Below are 14,794 nucleotides of genomic sequence, written 5' to 3' on the forward strand. Positions count from 1 at the left end.
CGCGAGGCGGGCCTGTCATTTCATCTTGTGGTGGTCATCACAGTGCGCTTTGCAGGGCCTGGAGGTGATCGACATTCTCCTGGGCGCGACGGCGCGTTTCATCGTCCTGCGCGTCCGATACGTCTTCCTGCGCGTCCCTGATCTCCTGCGCCAGGCGCTCGGCATCGAGCTCGGCGACCGGCACCGCGACTTCTGCCAGGACAGTGAGCCCTTGCGGATTCACTTCGGCGAAGCCGCCGCGTACGAAGATGCGCTCCTTCCCGCCACCTTCCATGGTGACGGTGACGACACCCGGACGCAGCGTGGAAAGCACCGGCGCGTGGCCAGGGAGGATGCCCATATCGCCCTCGGTGCCGGGAATATCGACTTCCGCGACATCGCCCGAGAACAACAAGCGTTCCGGAGAGACGAGTTCGAAGTGAAGGGCCATGGTGATCAGGCCGCCTCAGCCAGGCGCTTGCCCTTTTCGACCGCTTCTTCGATCGTGCCGACCATGTAGAAGGCCGGCTCAGGCAGATAGTCATACTGGCCTTCGCACAGACCCTTGAAGCCCTTGATCGTGTCTTCGAGCTTGACCTGGACACCCGGCGAGCCGGTGAACACGGCAGCCACGTCGAAGGGCTGCGACAGGAAGCGTTCGATCTTGCGGGCGCGGGCGACGGTGAGCTTGTCCTCTTCCGAGAGCTCGTCCATGCCGAGAATGGCGATAATGTCCTGCAGAGCCTTGTAGCGCTGCAGGATGACCTGCACGCGGCGCGCCGTCTGGTAGTGCTCGTCACCGATGACGCGCGGGTCGAGCATGCGCGACGTCGAGTCGAGCGGATCGACCGCCGGATAGATGCCCTTCTCGGCGATGGCGCGGGACAACACGGTGGTCGCATCCAAGTGAGCGAACGATGTCGCCGGCGCCGGGTCGGTCAAGTCGTCGGCCGGCACGTAGATGGCCTGCACCGAGGTGATCGAGCCCTTGGTCGTGGTGGTGATACGCTCCTGCAGAGCACCCATGTCGGTGGCCAGCGTCGGCTGATAGCCCACCGCCGAGGGGATGCGGCCGAGGAGAGCCGACACTTCCGAGCCGGCTTGCGTGAAGCGGAAGATGTTGTCGACGAAGAACAGCACGTCCTGGCCCTGGTCGCGGAAGTGCTCGGCGACGGTGAGGCCGGTCAGGCCGACGCGGGCGCGCGCGCCCGGCGGCTCGTTCATCTGGCCGTAAACCAGGGCGCATTTCGAGCCTTTGCCGCCGCCCTTCTGGTTCACGCCCGATTCGATGAATTCGTGATAGAGGTCGTTGCCCTCGCGGGTGCGCTCGCCGACGCCGGCGAACACCGAATAGCCGCCATGGGTCTTGGCGATGTTGTTGATGAGCTCCTGAATGAGCACGGTCTTACCCACGCCGGCGCCGCCAAACAGGCCGATCTTGCCGCCCTTGGCGTAGGGAGCCAACAGATCGACGACCTTGATGCCGGTGGCGAGGATCTGCGCTTCCGTCGACTGCTCGACGAACTCAGGCGCCGGCTGGTGAATGGCGCGCGACGAGGCGGTCTTGATCGGGCCTTCCTCGTCGACCGGCTCACCGACGACGTTCATGATGCGGCCGAGCGTCTCATCGCCGACCGGAATGGTGATCGGAGCACCGTTGTCGGACACTTCCTGGCCGCGCACCAGGCCTTCGGTCGAGTCCATGGCGATGGTGCGGACCATGTTTTCGCCGAGATGCTGAGCGACTTCGAGCACCAGTCGGACATCGCCGTTCATCGTCTCGAGCGCGTTGAGGATTTGCGGCAGCTCGCCGTCGAACTGCACGTCGACGACAGCGCCCGTCACCTGACGGATGCGGCCGACCGACTTGCCGGCCTTGGCACTTGCGGGTTTCTTTGCCATCTCGATGTTCCTTCTGTCGTCAGTTCCGGTCTAGAGCGCTTCCGCGCCCGAAATGATTTCGATGAGTTCCTTGGTGATCTGCGCCTGGCGCTGGCGATTGTAACGGATCGACAGCTTGTTGATCATGTCGCCGGCATTGCGCGTCGCACTGTCCATGGCGCTCATCCGCGCACCCTGTTCGGATGCCGCGTTTTCGAGCAGCGCCCGGAAGATCTGCACCGCGATATTGCGCGGCAGGAGATCGGCAAGGATTTCGCCTTCATCCGGCTCGGTGTCGTAGATGGCGCCGCCGAGATCGGGAGCATTGCCGCCTTTGACGCTGGCCGGAATAAGCTGCAGCGCCGTCGGCTTCTGCGAGATCACCGACTTGAATTCGGCGAAGAACAGGGTGCAGACGTCGAACTGCCCCTCTTCGAAGAGCTTGAGCACCTTCTGGGCGATGGCCTGGGCATGGCCGAAGGCCAGCGTGCGCGCCGCGCGCAGGTCCACCGTATCGATGATGAAGCGGCCATAGAGCCGCTTCAGGATGTCGTTGCCCTTCTTGCCGACGGTGATGATCTTCACCGTCTTGCCTTGCGCCATCAGCCGGTCGGCATGATCGCGCGCCAGCCTGGCGATCGATGAGTTGAAGCCGCCGCACAGGCCGCGCTCGGCGGTGCACACGACGAGCAGGTGCACCTGGTCCTTGCCGTTGCCGGCAAGGAGCTGCGGCGCGTCATCGCGGCCTTCCATCGAAGACGAGAGATTGGCCAATACCGTCGCCATGCGCTCCGAATAGGGGCGCGCCGCGACGGCCGCTTCCTGGGCGCGGCGCAATTTCGCCGCCGCCACCATCTGCATCGCCTTGGTGATCTTGCGCGTCGACTTCACCGACGTGATGCGATTTCTAAGGTCTTTTAGACTTGGCATCGTCCTGCCTTCAGCTTGTTGCCTCGTTCAGGATGATCAAGCGAACGCCTTGGCGAAGTCCGCCACGACGTTCTTGAGCTTGTTGCCGACATCGTTGGAAATTTCCTTCTCGGTGCGGATCGCATCGAGGATATCGGCATGGTTCTCGCGGATGAGGCGCAGAAGCCCGTCCTCGAAATCGCGCACCTTGTTGACCGGCAGCGCGTCGAGATAGCCGTTCACGCCGGCATAGATCACCACGACCTGCTCTTCCGTCTTCAGCGGCGAGAATTGCGGCTGCTTCAGGAGTTCAGTGAGGCGGGCGCCGCGGTTGAGCAGACGCTGCGTGGCGGCGTCGAGATCGGAGCCGAACTGCGCGAAGGCCGCCATTTCGCGGTACTGCGCGAGCTCGCCCTTGATCTTGCCGGCGACCTGCTTCATCGCCTTGATCTGCGCCGAGGAACCGACGCGCGACACCGACAGACCGACGTTCACCGCCGGGCGGATGCCCTGATAGAAGAGATCGGTTTCGAGGAAGATCTGACCGTCGGTGATCGAAATCACATTGGTCGGGATATAGGCCGACACGTCGTTGGCCTGCGTCTCGATGATGGGAAGGGCGGTGAGCGAACCCGCACCCTGGCTATCATTGAGCTTGGCGGCGCGCTCGAGCAGGCGCGAATGGAGATAGAAGACGTCGCCCGGATAGGCTTCGCGGCCGGGTGGGCGGCGCAGCAACAGCGACATCTGGCGATAGGCAACCGCCTGCTTGGAGAGATCGTCATAGGCGATCACGGCATGCATGCCGTTGTCGCGGAAATACTCACCCATGGTGCAGCCCGTAAACGGGGCAAGGTACTGCAGCGGCGCCGGATCGGACGCGGTGGCGGCGATGATGATCGAATATTCGAGCGCGCCATTGTCTTCGAGGATCTTCACGAACTGGGCGACGGTCGAGCGCTTCTGGCCGCAGGCCACATAGACGCAGTACAGCTTTTCCTTGTCGGGTCCGGCGATATGGATCGGCTTCTGGTTGAGGATCGTGTCGAGAACGATGGCGGTCTTGCCGGTCTGGCGGTCGCCGATGATCAGCTCGCGCTGGCCGCGGCCGATCGGGATCAGCGCGTCGACGGCCTTGAGGCCGGTCGACATCGGTTCATGCACCGATTTGCGCGGAATGATGCCGGGCGCCTTGACGTCGACGCGGCGGCGTTCCGTCGATTTGATCGGCCCCTTGCCGTCGATCGGATTACCGAGCGCATCTACCACGCGGCCGAGCAGTTCACGGCCGACAGGGACTTCCACGATGGCGCCGGTACGCTTGACGGTATCGCCTTCCTTGATGTCGCGGTCGGAACCGAAGATCACGATACCGACATTGTCGACTTCGAGGTTGAGGGCCATGCCGCGGATCCCGTTCGGGAACTCGACCATTTCGCCGGCCTGGACATTGTCGAGGCCGTAGACGCGGGCAATGCCGTCACCGACGGAGAGCACCTGGCCGATCTCGGACACTTCGGCTTCCTTGCCGAAGTCCTTGATCTGCTTCTTGAGAATTGCGGAAATTTCGGCGGCGCGGATATCCATATCAGCCGGTCCCCTTCATCGCGATCTTGAGGTTTTGAAGTTTGGTCTTGAGCGAATTGTCCACCATGCGCGAACCGACCTTGACGATAAGGCCGCCGAGAATGGAGGGGTCAACCCGGGTGGAGAGTTGCACGTCGCGCCCCACGCTCGCCTTGATGGCGGCCTTGAGGTCGTCGAGATGTTTCGGTGTGAGAGTGTCGGCCGAAGTGACTTCGGCGCTGATCTCGCCCTTCGACTGGGCCACCAGCGTGCGGTAGGCCTTGATCATGTCGGAGATCACGAAGAGTCGGCGGTTTTGCGCGGCCAGCTTGATGAAATTGAGCGCGAGGCTCTTGATGCCGGCCTGGTCGCAGATCGCCTCGAGGGCGGAAATCTGGTCCTCGGCGGAAAAGACTGGAGAGCGGACGAGCCGGCTCAGATCGTCGGATTCGTCCAGCAGCGCCTGAAAATTCGCCAGGTCGGCGCCGACCTGGTCGACCGATTGGTCTTCCTGCGCCAGTTCAAAAAGGGCGGTCGCATAACGTCCCGGGACGCCTGATACCGTTTGATCACTTTGAGCCACGACAACTCCCCGCCGAACCCGCGTTCTCCGGACCCTTGGCAGCGGTCCGGAAAGCTTGAATTTATTGGATAATCGCACTTAAGAAAGTACGCGCGGCAAGGGTTCCGCCTGAAGCCGCGGGCGTGGGTTATCACATGGGAAATGGACTCGCAACAAGGAAGGCACGGCGGATTGCCGCAATGGGACAGGATTGTGGCGGAGCACTCGGCACGTAAAATGCGAAGAGCCCGCCGGAAGGCCGGCGGGCTCCTACAAATCTCTCTCGGTGAGACGTTTAGCGGCTCACGCTATCCCGCGCGATGCGCGGAATGTCGGAGCGCATGATGCCGAGATCGGCAAGCTCACGGTCGGTGAGCAGGTCGAGCTCACGCTTGGTGGTGTTGTAACGGTTCCAGCGCTTGAGGCCATCAGTGAAGAAGTTGAACATGGTCTTTCCCCTATGGATTGACGGGTTGGTTGGTTGCTTTGGACGGGTCTAATATGGTGCGTCGCACCATTTTGTGCAATGCAAAATTTACATGGCTGACTTTACCCTCGGCTTCACACAACCTTAACATTCGTCTCCCTTAACTATCTGAAATTACTGTGTCTCTTTCGTGACGCGATAAACACGATCGAATTCATAGACTTAGGCTTTCTCAGAGCCTTTTCCCGCCCCGAATTGTCCAAAATTCATGCACCGCAGCATAGAATGTCGCACCCTGATTCCCTGCTTTCGAGCAGCGTCCCCCACCCACCCTGAGCGCTGTTGTCGGCGCCGATGTCTTCCGGCATATGCTCGGCCGTCTTTGTGGGGAGGAATGAATGACCGTCGCCATTTTCGGCTCCATCAATATGGATGTGATCGCCTATCTCGATCGTCTGCCGAGGCCCGGCGAAACCCTGCATGGCGCGGGCTACAAGATGGGACTCGGCGGCAAGGGCGCCAACCAGGCGGTGGCGGCGCGCAAGCTCGGCGCCGATGTGTGTTTCATCGGCCGCACCGGCGCTGATTCTTTCGGCGATGCGGCGCGCGCCGAACTCACCTCTTATAATGTCGACCTCGCCCATATCCGCCGCGACGAAGACTCGGCGACAGGCATCGCCATCATCAAGGTCGGCGAAGGCGGGCAGAACATGATCAGCGTGATCGCCGGCGCCAATGGCGCGGTCGATGCAAGCGACGCCGCGGCCGCGAAAGCCGATCTCGAGGGCGCACGCGTGCTCCTGCTGCAGCTCGAAGTGCCGCTCACAGGGGCCCTCGCCGCCGCCCGGACCGTGCGCGCCAAGGGCGGCACGGTGATTCTCGATCCGGCGCCGGCGCCAAGGGAACCATTTCCCGCCGAGGTCATCGCGGCGGTCGACATCGTAACCCCCAATGAAAGCGAGACGGCGGGCCTGCTCGGCTGGCAGCCGGCGACGGCCGATGACGCCGTGCGCGCGGCGCGCGAGCTCAGGAGCAAAGGCTTCCGCACCGCGCTGGTCAAGCTCGGCGCCAAGGGCGTCGCCTTCTCAGGTCCCGAATCGGAAGGCTTCGTGCCGCCCTTCAAGGTCACGGCCATAGACACGGTGGCGGCCGGCGACAGTTTCAATGGCGGCCTCGCCGTTGCTCTCGATGAAGGCAGACCGCTCGCCGACGCGGTGCGTTTCGCCGCCGCCGCAGGCGCTCTGTCGACGACCAAAAAAGGCGCTTCCACCGCCGCGCCAACGCGTGCCGAGATCGATGCTTTTCTCGCGTCTCACTCAGGGTAACGCGGCGCGCCGGCGCATTGCGGGGCTGATGCCCTTCCGTTAAAGTCCGCCGCCAAGAGAGAACAAGACCGAGGGAGACTACGATGTCACGCTTTGCACTGTCCCGCCGATCCGCCTTGGCCCTGATGGGCGGCGCGGTCGCTTTTGGGGCCACCAGCCGCCGCGCTTTTGCTGCTGGCGAGATCAAGGTTCTCAACTGGCAGGGCTATGGCACGGACGAGAAATGGGCGCTCGAGATGTTCGAGAAGAAGACCGGCATCAAGGTCGTCCATGACTATTTCAACTCCGAGCAGGAGATGCTGACCAAGTTGCGTACCAGCCCCGGCGTCTACGACGTGGTGCTGATGAACAACATCTATGTCATGGAAGCCGCCCATGAGGGCCTCGTCCAGGCGCTCGATACCGCGAAATTCTCCAACTTCAACGATCTCACTCCGGCGCTGCGCGACAGCGATCGTTTCGTGATGGGCGATAAGCACTTCGCCATCGCCTGGGTCTGGGGCCTCACCTCCTTCGCCTACAACACCCAGAAGATCGCCACCAGGCCCGACAGCATGAACGCGCTGTGGGATCCGGCCCATGCCGGCAAGGTCGGCTGGCGCGACGACGCGCTCGAATCGATCCAGATCGCTGCGCTTGCCACCGGCCAGGATATGAACGCGCCCGCCGATATCGAGAAGATCAAGGAAAAGCTGAAAGGCCTCAAGACGCAGATCAAGACCTTCTGGTCGTCGGAGGACGAGTGGAACAAATATATGGCGGCCGGCGATTACGATATCGCCGTCTACTGGTCGGGCTCGGCGGCGCGCTCCAAGAAGGCGATGAAGCTGCCGGTCGAATTTGTGGTGCCGAAGGAAGGCGCCATCGGCTGGTTCGACGGCCTCACCATCGCCGCCAATGCGCCCAATCCGGAAGGAGCGGCCGCCTTCATCAATTTCATGGTCGATCCCGAATTCTACGTAAAATGGGACAATGATATCGGAGCACCTGCTTCCGCCAACGCCAAGGCCAACGCCCAGCTGCCCGAGGATGCGCTCAACCGCGTCGTGCTCGGCGATCCCGAAGTGGTCAAGCGCGTCCAGTGGATGGCGCCGATCACCGACGAGCAGAAGCAGAAGAACCAGGAACTCTGGGACGAGGTCAAGACGAGCTTTGCCCTTTGATATTCCGTCGCGCCGGCACGAAATCCCCTCTCCCCCGCGGGGGAGAGGGTTAGGGTGAGGGGGAACGGGCGCAAAAACTTCCGCGAGATCCGAGGAAAAATCCTTGCCAGTTCCCCCTCACCCTCCCAATGCTTCGCATTGGGTCCCTCCCTCTCCCCCGTAGGGGGCGAGGGTAAAAGGTCCACATCCTGCGGGAGTGACGGCTGATGGCTCTCTCTCGCCAGACCCGCACAGTATTCGCACTGACGGCGCCGGCCTATCTGTGGCTCGCCGTGACGGTGCTGCTGCCGCTCGCGGCGATGTTCTACTTCAGCTTCCTCACCGCCTCGCCGCTCGGCGGCAAGGAAGTGCAGTTCACGCTGAAGCACTACACGGCCTTCTTCACCAAGCAGATCTACTGGTACAATGCTTGGCGCTCGATCGAGCTCGGCCTATATGTGACCACGCTCTGCCTCATCATCGGTTATCCCGCCGCCCTAGGGCTCGCCAAATATGTGAAGGGCCGCTGGCGCGAGGCCATCTTCCTGCTCATCATCCTGCCCTTCTGGTCCAACGCGCTGGTGCGCACCTTCTCCTGGACCATGGTGCTGCGCGAGCCCTTCAACATCCTCTTCTCCTATCCGGCGATCGTCGTCGGCCTCGTCCATGCTTATCTACCCTATGCGATCCTCACCTGTTACATCTCGCTGCAGGCGATCGACGACTCGCTCATCGAGGCGGGCCGCAGCCTCGGCGCGACACCCGCCCAGGCCTTCCGCCGCATCACCTTGCCCTTGAGCCTGCCCGGAATATTGGCGGCGGTGTTCCTCATCTTCGTGCCGGTGATCGGCTCCTTCATGGAGCCGCGCATATTGGGCGGCAAGGATGCGATCATGCTGGGGCCGATCATCGAGGGCCAGTTCATCACCGCCTTCAACTGGCCCTTGGGTGCTGCCCTTTCCTTCACCATGCTCGGCATGGTGCTGCTCATCCTGCTGATCGCGGCCCCTTTCCTCAAGCGCCAGTTGGAGAAAGGCTGATGGAACGCGCCGCCAAGACCTATCTGGGCCTCGTCCTCGTCTTTCTCTATCTGCCGATCGCGGTGATGATCGTCATGGCCTTCAACCGCTCGGCGCTCTACGAGTTGCCCTTCACCTTCGATCTCGTCTGGTTCAAGGCGCTCGCGCAGAACGAACGGCTGCTGCAGGCGAGTTGGAACAGCGTGTGGATTGCCACCGTCAATGCGGTGATCGCGACGACGCTTGGCACGCTCGCGGCCTATGCCTTCGCGCGCTACGACTTCCGCGCCAAGCGCCTGCTGCAGGTCCTGCTCTTTCCGCCGATCACTATCCCGTGGCTGATCATCGGCACCTCGATGCTGATCTTTTTCTTCTGGACCGGCATCGGCCGCGGCCTGCATGCAATCCTGCTCGGCCATGTGGCGCTCTCTTTGCCATATGTGATCGTGGTGGTGGGTGCCCGCTTCGCTAATTTCGGACCTGAGCTCGAGGAAGCCGCCGCAAGCCTGGGCGCCGCGCCCTGGCAGACCTTCTGGCGCGTCACCATTCCGGTGCTGCTGCCCGGCATCACCGCCGCAGCGCTCTTCGCCTTCGCCGTGTCCTTCGATCAGTTCGTGATCTCCTATTTTCTGGCGCCGCCCGGCACTTCGACCTTGCCGGTCGAGATCTACACGTCGATCCGCAAGGGCTTTACGCCGGAGATCAACGCCATTTCGTCGATCATCATCCTGTTCTCGATGGGTCTCATGCTGATCGTGGCGCGCAATTACAAATTCGGCGGAGACAATTGATGAGCCGCGTCGACATCCAGCATGTGACCAAGCGCTATGGCACCTTCGCCGCGCTCGACAATGTCTCGATCACCTTCAATGACGGCGAGTTCTTCGGCCTGCTCGGCCCCTCGGGCTCGGGCAAGACCACCTTGCTGCGCTCGATCGCGGGCTTCATCACGCCGGACGAGGGCACGATATCCTTCGACGGCGAGCAGGTCGAGAACGTGCCGGTGCATCGGCGCGCCATCGGCATGGTGTTCCAGTCCTATGCGCTTTTCCCGCATCTTACCATCGGCGAAAATATCGGCTTCGGCCTCGATGTGCGGGGTATCGCGCGCGAGGACATCAGGAAGCGCGTCGCCGAGATGCTTTCCCTCGTCCGCCTCGCCGGTCTCGAAGGCCGCTATCCACGGCAATTGTCGGGCGGCCAGCAGCAGCGCGTGGCGCTTGCCCGCGCGCTGATCACCAAGCCCAAAGTACTGCTGCTCGACGAACCTTTGGGCGCCCTCGACCGCAGGCTGCGCCAGGAAATGCAGGTGGAGCTCAAGGACATCCAGCGCGAAACCGGCATCACCGCGATTTTCGTGACGCATGACCAGGAGGAGGCGCTGACGCTCTCCGACCGCATCGCCATCATCGACCAGGGCCGATTGATCCAGGTCGACTCGCCGCACACAGTCTATGAGCGTCCCACCAATATCTTCGCCGCGAACTTTCTGGGCGACGCCAATGTGTTCCGCGGCACGCCGGTGCCGGAGGGGCTCAGGCTCGCCGACGGCACGATCATCGCCACGTTCACCGCTTCGACAGGTGCGGCCATCGTGCGGCCGGAGAAATTGCGCGTCACCAGCGGACATACCAAGTGCAGCGGCAACAGCCTTCAGGGCGAGATCATCCAGGCGATCTATTCCGGCGCCAGCGTGACCTATCGCATCCGCACCAAGGTGCTGGGCGAGACGCCGCTTCTCGCTTTCATCCAGAACCAGACGGGCGAGGTGCTCGACACCGGCGCCTCCGTCACGGTGAACTGGGACAAGGAACAGACCATTCCGGTGAATACATGACCATCAGCGGACTTCGCTTCGGCGCCATCGGTAAGCACGCCGTCCATGCCTCGATCGACATGCAGCGGCTTTTCGCCGAGGATACCGAATGGGCCTCGCCGGTCGTGCATGCGATCGCGCCCAAGGTAGCCCGGATCTGCGCGCATGCCCCGCATCTCACTCTCTTTACCCGCTTCCTGACGCCGGAGCACGTCGAGGAGGCGAAGGGCCAGTGGCAGATCTATTACCGCCACTGGAAGAGCGTGCTGGCCAGCAATATCGCTGCCGACATGCTCGATCTCCTGCCGGCTCTGCGTCGTTTTGTGCCGCCGGCGCGCGTCATCGACAAATATGTGCATTCCGCCTTCGAGGCGCCGGCATTCCAGGAAGCGCTCGACGACCTCAATGCCGACACGATCATCTTCACCGGCGTCGAGACGGATGTCTGTGTGCTCGCCACCGCCTTGACCGCGATCGATCGTGGCTACCGCACCATCCTCGTTTCCGATGCGATCGCGAGCTCGAATGAAGCGAGCCACGAGGCCGCGTTCGACGGCATCTATCCGCGCTTCGACCAGCAGGTCGAGCTCATCGACACCGACACATTGCTGAAGGCCTGGTCGCCATGACGGTTCCGAACTACCTGCGCACCCCAAACATCCCGACTCACCGCGCCTGGAACAGCTGGGCCGCCGACCGCTATCTCGAAATGTCGCATCTGCCGCTCGGCGTGAAGGTGACGCCGGTCTTTTATGCCGCGAGCATCGGCAAGACGACGCTCATGGGCCCTGGCGCCGACATCAGGCTCGGCCGGCACGAGCCGGACGGACGCCTCATCGAAGCCTCCTTCGCGCATGGCGGCACGCATCTCGACTGGACCTACACGAAGCCGTCGCCCTTCGCCGTCGCCGGACGCTGGAAGACGACGAAATTCGGTGAATGGGGCCTGCGCTACTGGGTGGTCCTCGCCTTGAGCCAGACCGACGGCGCGCTCTGGCATTATGACGAACAGACGCGCACCGCCTACTGCACCATCGGGCCGCGCAGCGTGGCGATCAAGGCGAAGCATGCTCCGCTTCTGGTGACGGCGCATGAGACGCTCGAGGACCTGCGCGGCGAATATGAGACCAATGGCTATTGGTATCTGGCATCGCGCGGTGAGACTGCCAAGGTGCTGGCTTTGCGCTTCAATCTCGAAGAGGCGGCGGAGAATGATTTCACGATCGCGATCGCCGACCGCAAGGAAGTGGCTTTCGCGCTGGTCGCCAAGCCTGCCGCTCAAGCCACGCCCTCCTCGCGCGGCGCAGCACTCGATGCGATGGCCGACATCATGGGATGGAATACGATCTGGGACAGCGTCAATCATCGTCCCTACATCACCTGCTCGCGCAACTGGGACTTGAAGAAATTCGGCGGCTTCGGTTTCTGGCTCAACGACACCGCGATCAACGCGTTCATTGTCGCGCAGTTCGATGCCGATCAGGCGCGCGAGAATCTGGCCATGCTGCTATCGGCGGCGACCCCGCAAGGCAACCTGCCTTGCATCATGACCGGCAATGACGCCTGGGTCGACCGCACCCAGACGCCGCTCATCTCCTTCATCGTCTGGCAGATCTTTCTGCGCACCGGCAACCGCCTCTTCATCGAGATGGCCTATGCGACCTTGGCGCGCAATAATGAATGGATCCGCTCGGTGCGCGACGGCAATGGCAATGGTTTGCTCGAATTCGGTTCCTCCGATGTAGGCCAGGGCCTCTATAAGGGCACCAAGCTCGCCGCCAAGGACGAGTCCTTCATGGACAATTCGCCTATTCATGACGAGGCGCGCTGGAACGCGGAAAGCCGCACCCTCGACAGCGAGGATGTCGGGCTCAACAGCCTCGTCTGCCTCGATTGCGAGATGCTGGCGCATATGGCTCGCGCACTGGGGCTGAGCGCGGAGGCCAAGCGGCATGACGCTCATGCCGAGACGATGCGCAAGAAGATCGGTACGCATTTCTGGGACGACAATCGCAAGATCTTCGCCAACCGCCTGTGGTCGGGCGCTTTCGTGAAGAGCGTGGCGCCGACAAGCTTCTATCCCCTGCTGTGCGGCGCCGCCTCGAAGGAACAGACGAAACACCTGCTGAAGCATCTCGAAGACCCGGAGGTGTTCGGTGGAGACTTCGGGCTCCCCTCGGTGTCGCGCGACGACCCGGCGGTCCACGACAACGTCTATTGGCGCGGCCGCATCTGGCCGATCCTCAACTGGCTGACATGGAACGGGCTCGAGCGCGCCGGCGAATTTGGGGCCGCCGATCGGCTGGTCGAGAAGAGCTGGCGCCTCTTCGGCCGCAGCTGGGACGAAAGGCGCCTGTCGCCGGAGAACTACCATCCCGAGACCGGCGAAGGTCTCGATCAGCCCGATACCGACCCCTTCTATTCCTGGTCGGCGCTTCTGCCCTTTATAGCGCATGCCAAGGTGATGAGTTTCCTGCCCTGGCAGGGATGGGTCTTGCGCAATGAAGGCGAGGATTTCAGCGTCGGCCCGGTCATGAGCCCCTTGGGCAGCGTGACGGTGACGCGCAGGGACAGGACGCTCACCCTCAGGCGCGGCGAGGAAGCCATCTTCACCAGCGACAAGCAGGGCCGCATTGCCGGACCGATCACGACCCCGTGACATCGATCACGATCGCTTCAGGCCTTTATGGCCTGAGGTGATCAAACGTGATCGAATTCTCTGGTTCAGCGCGTGATCGGCCGGAAAACCGGTGGCCACTTTTGCCGATCACGCGCCATGGTATTAGGCCGCCATTAAAGCGACGGGATTTAGCAGTCCCTTCGTCTTATCCGTGGGCCCAATATCCGCTATTATAGAGTTCGATGAAGAAAACGCTGGTTTCTCTGTTTGTTCTGGCATTGCTGGCTGGCGCCGGCTACACCGCTCAGCGCTCCGGCTGGGTGGAGCCGATCTGGGCGACAATCACCGGCAAGCTGCGCGAGGCGGCGCCAGCGCCGTCGTCGCCGGAAAAACGCCAGGCGCGGCCCGCCAATGCCTCCCCCGTCGAGGTCGTCGCCGCCGCCGCCAAGACGCTGAGCGACGATATCACCGCGGTGGGCTCGCTGCTCTCGGACGAGTCCGTGCAGATCGCCGCCGAGACCGATGGCCGGGTGGCGGAGATCCGCTTCACCGAAGGCGATTCCGTCGCCGCCGGCGCCGTGCTCATCCGGCTCGACGACGCGCTCATCAACGCCCAGCGCGGGGATGCCGAAGCACGCCTCGCTCTGGCGAAGGCGAATTACGACCGCGCCGTCACCTTGCGCAAGTCGGGCACCGCTTCGCAGACGACCCTCGACACCGCGCAGTCCGAATTACTGGTCCAGCAGGCGGTCTATGATCTGATCCGCACCCAGCATGACAAGCTGTCGATCAAAGCGCCCTTCCCGGGCGAGCTCGGCTTCCGGACTATTTCATTGGGCGCCTATGTCACCGCCGGCACGCCGCTCGTCAATCTGGAGAAGATCGACCAGCTCAAGGTGAATTTCAGTGTGCCGGAATTCTATCTGAGCAAGCTCGTCGTCGGTCAGAAGATCGAGATCGTCGCCGACGCGTTGCCCGGCGCGCGCTTCGAGGGCACCGTCTACGCCATCGACCCGGCGATCGACGTCAATGGCCGCGCCGTCAGGGTCAAGGCGAAGCTCGCCAATCAGGATGGCAAATTGCGTCCTGGCCTCCTCGCCCGCATCACGGTGAAAGGTCAGCCGCGCACCGCCGTCACCATTCCCGAAAGCGCGCTCGTGCCGCGCGGCGACGACTTCCTCGTCTTCAAGGCCGACAATGGCAAGGCGAAGGAGACGAAGGTCCTGGCTGGTCGGCGCGAAAACGGCTTCGTCGAGATCCTCGACGGGGTCGAGGTCGGACAGCAGGTCGTGGTCGCCGGGCAGTCGCGCCTGCGTGACGGGTCCGATGTCGAGATCGTCCCGCCGGCGACCGCCGCCGTCGAGGGCTGAGCGGGATGGAGTCGGAGCGCATAGCCTCTTTCAACACCCTCATGCTGAGGTGCGAGCGGAGCGAGCCTCGAAGCATCCCTCAGGATAGAGCGAGGCTATTGCACCACACCCTTCGAGGGCCGCTGCGCGGCCACCTCAGGGTGAGGGTAAGCCGGCTCAGTTTCACGTCAGCTTAGGG

The 14,794-nt window shown here is 62.7% G+C and carries 14 protein-coding genes; 8 read left to right on the forward strand and 6 right to left on the reverse strand.

Features of this window, described 5'->3' with window-relative positions; all coding sequences use genetic code 11:
- Positions 1-37: 37 nt before the first annotated feature.
- The 6 genes from G5V57_RS09180 to G5V57_RS09205 all read right to left on the reverse strand — a co-directional run bounded on the left by G5V57_RS09180 (position 38) and on the right by G5V57_RS09205 (position 5,345).
- Entirely contained in the window at positions 38-430 is a 393-nt protein-coding gene (locus G5V57_RS09180) for a F0F1 ATP synthase subunit epsilon (protein ID WP_165167207.1), read from the reverse strand.
- 5 nt (positions 431-435) lie between these two features.
- Entirely contained in the window at positions 436-1,881 is a 1,446-nt protein-coding gene (gene atpD / locus G5V57_RS09185) for a F0F1 ATP synthase subunit beta (RefSeq protein WP_165167208.1), read from the reverse strand.
- Between the two features lie 30 nt (positions 1,882-1,911).
- A complete protein-coding gene (locus G5V57_RS09190) occupies positions 1,912-2,790 on the reverse strand; it encodes a F0F1 ATP synthase subunit gamma (RefSeq protein WP_165167209.1) in 879 nt (292 codons plus the stop codon).
- 36 nt (positions 2,791-2,826) lie between these two features.
- Positions 2,827-4,356 carry a F0F1 ATP synthase subunit alpha gene (atpA, locus tag G5V57_RS09195; RefSeq protein WP_165167210.1) on the reverse strand — a complete coding sequence of 510 codons (1,530 nt, stop codon included), beginning with the start codon at positions 4,354-4,356 and terminating at the stop codon, positions 2,827-2,829.
- Position 4,357: 1 nt separating this feature from the next.
- Positions 4,358-4,918: a F0F1 ATP synthase subunit delta gene (locus G5V57_RS09200; RefSeq protein WP_165167211.1), complete on the reverse strand. Its 561-nt coding sequence runs from the start codon at positions 4,916-4,918 to the stop codon at positions 4,358-4,360.
- Between the two features lie 274 nt (positions 4,919-5,192).
- On the reverse strand, positions 5,193-5,345 hold the full coding sequence (locus G5V57_RS09205) for a DUF1127 domain-containing protein (RefSeq protein ID WP_165167212.1): 153 nt from the start codon (positions 5,343-5,345) through the stop codon (positions 5,193-5,195).
- A gap of 377 nt (positions 5,346-5,722) precedes the next feature.
- Here G5V57_RS09205 and rbsK point away from each other — a divergent pair, with 377 nt between their 5' ends.
- The 8 genes from rbsK (at position 5,723) to G5V57_RS09245 (ending at position 14,616) form a co-directional block, all read left to right on the forward strand.
- Positions 5,723-6,649 carry a ribokinase gene (gene rbsK, locus G5V57_RS09210; RefSeq protein WP_165167213.1) on the forward strand — a complete coding sequence of 309 codons (927 nt, stop codon included), beginning with the start codon at positions 5,723-5,725 and terminating at the stop codon, positions 6,647-6,649.
- 83 nt (positions 6,650-6,732) lie between these two features.
- A complete protein-coding gene (locus G5V57_RS09215) occupies positions 6,733-7,812 on the forward strand; it encodes a PotD/PotF family extracellular solute-binding protein (protein WP_165167214.1) in 1,080 nt (359 codons plus the stop codon).
- A 206-nt stretch (positions 7,813-8,018) separates the two neighbouring features.
- Entirely contained in the window at positions 8,019-8,831 is an 813-nt protein-coding gene (locus tag G5V57_RS09220; RefSeq protein ID WP_165167215.1) for an ABC transporter permease, read from the forward strand.
- Positions 8,831-9,601: an ABC transporter permease gene (locus G5V57_RS09225; RefSeq protein ID WP_165167216.1), complete on the forward strand. Its 771-nt coding sequence runs from the start codon at positions 8,831-8,833 to the stop codon at positions 9,599-9,601. Before G5V57_RS09220 ends, G5V57_RS09225 begins: the two co-directional genes overlap by 1 nt.
- Complete coding sequence (locus G5V57_RS09230; protein WP_165167217.1) at positions 9,601-10,647, forward strand: ABC transporter ATP-binding protein; 1,047 nt, start codon at positions 9,601-9,603, stop codon at positions 10,645-10,647. The genes G5V57_RS09225 and G5V57_RS09230 overlap by 1 nt, the downstream gene beginning before the upstream one ends.
- A complete protein-coding gene (locus G5V57_RS09235; protein WP_165167218.1) occupies positions 10,644-11,255 on the forward strand; it encodes a cysteine hydrolase family protein in 612 nt (203 codons plus the stop codon). Before G5V57_RS09230 ends, G5V57_RS09235 begins: the two co-directional genes overlap by 4 nt.
- Positions 11,252-13,285 carry an amylo-alpha-1,6-glucosidase gene (locus G5V57_RS09240; RefSeq protein WP_165167219.1) on the forward strand — a complete coding sequence of 678 codons (2,034 nt, stop codon included), beginning with the start codon at positions 11,252-11,254 and terminating at the stop codon, positions 13,283-13,285. The genes G5V57_RS09235 and G5V57_RS09240 overlap by 4 nt, the downstream gene beginning before the upstream one ends.
- 203 nt (positions 13,286-13,488) lie before the next feature.
- Positions 13,489-14,616 (forward strand): efflux RND transporter periplasmic adaptor subunit, encoded by a 1,128-nt coding sequence (locus tag G5V57_RS09245; protein WP_165167220.1) that lies wholly within the window; start codon positions 13,489-13,491, stop codon positions 14,614-14,616.
- The last annotated feature ends 178 nt before the right edge of the window (positions 14,617-14,794 follow it).

Source organism: Nordella sp. HKS 07 (genome assembly GCF_011046735.1).
GTDB lineage: Bacteria > Pseudomonadota > Alphaproteobacteria > Rhizobiales > Aestuariivirgaceae > Taklimakanibacter.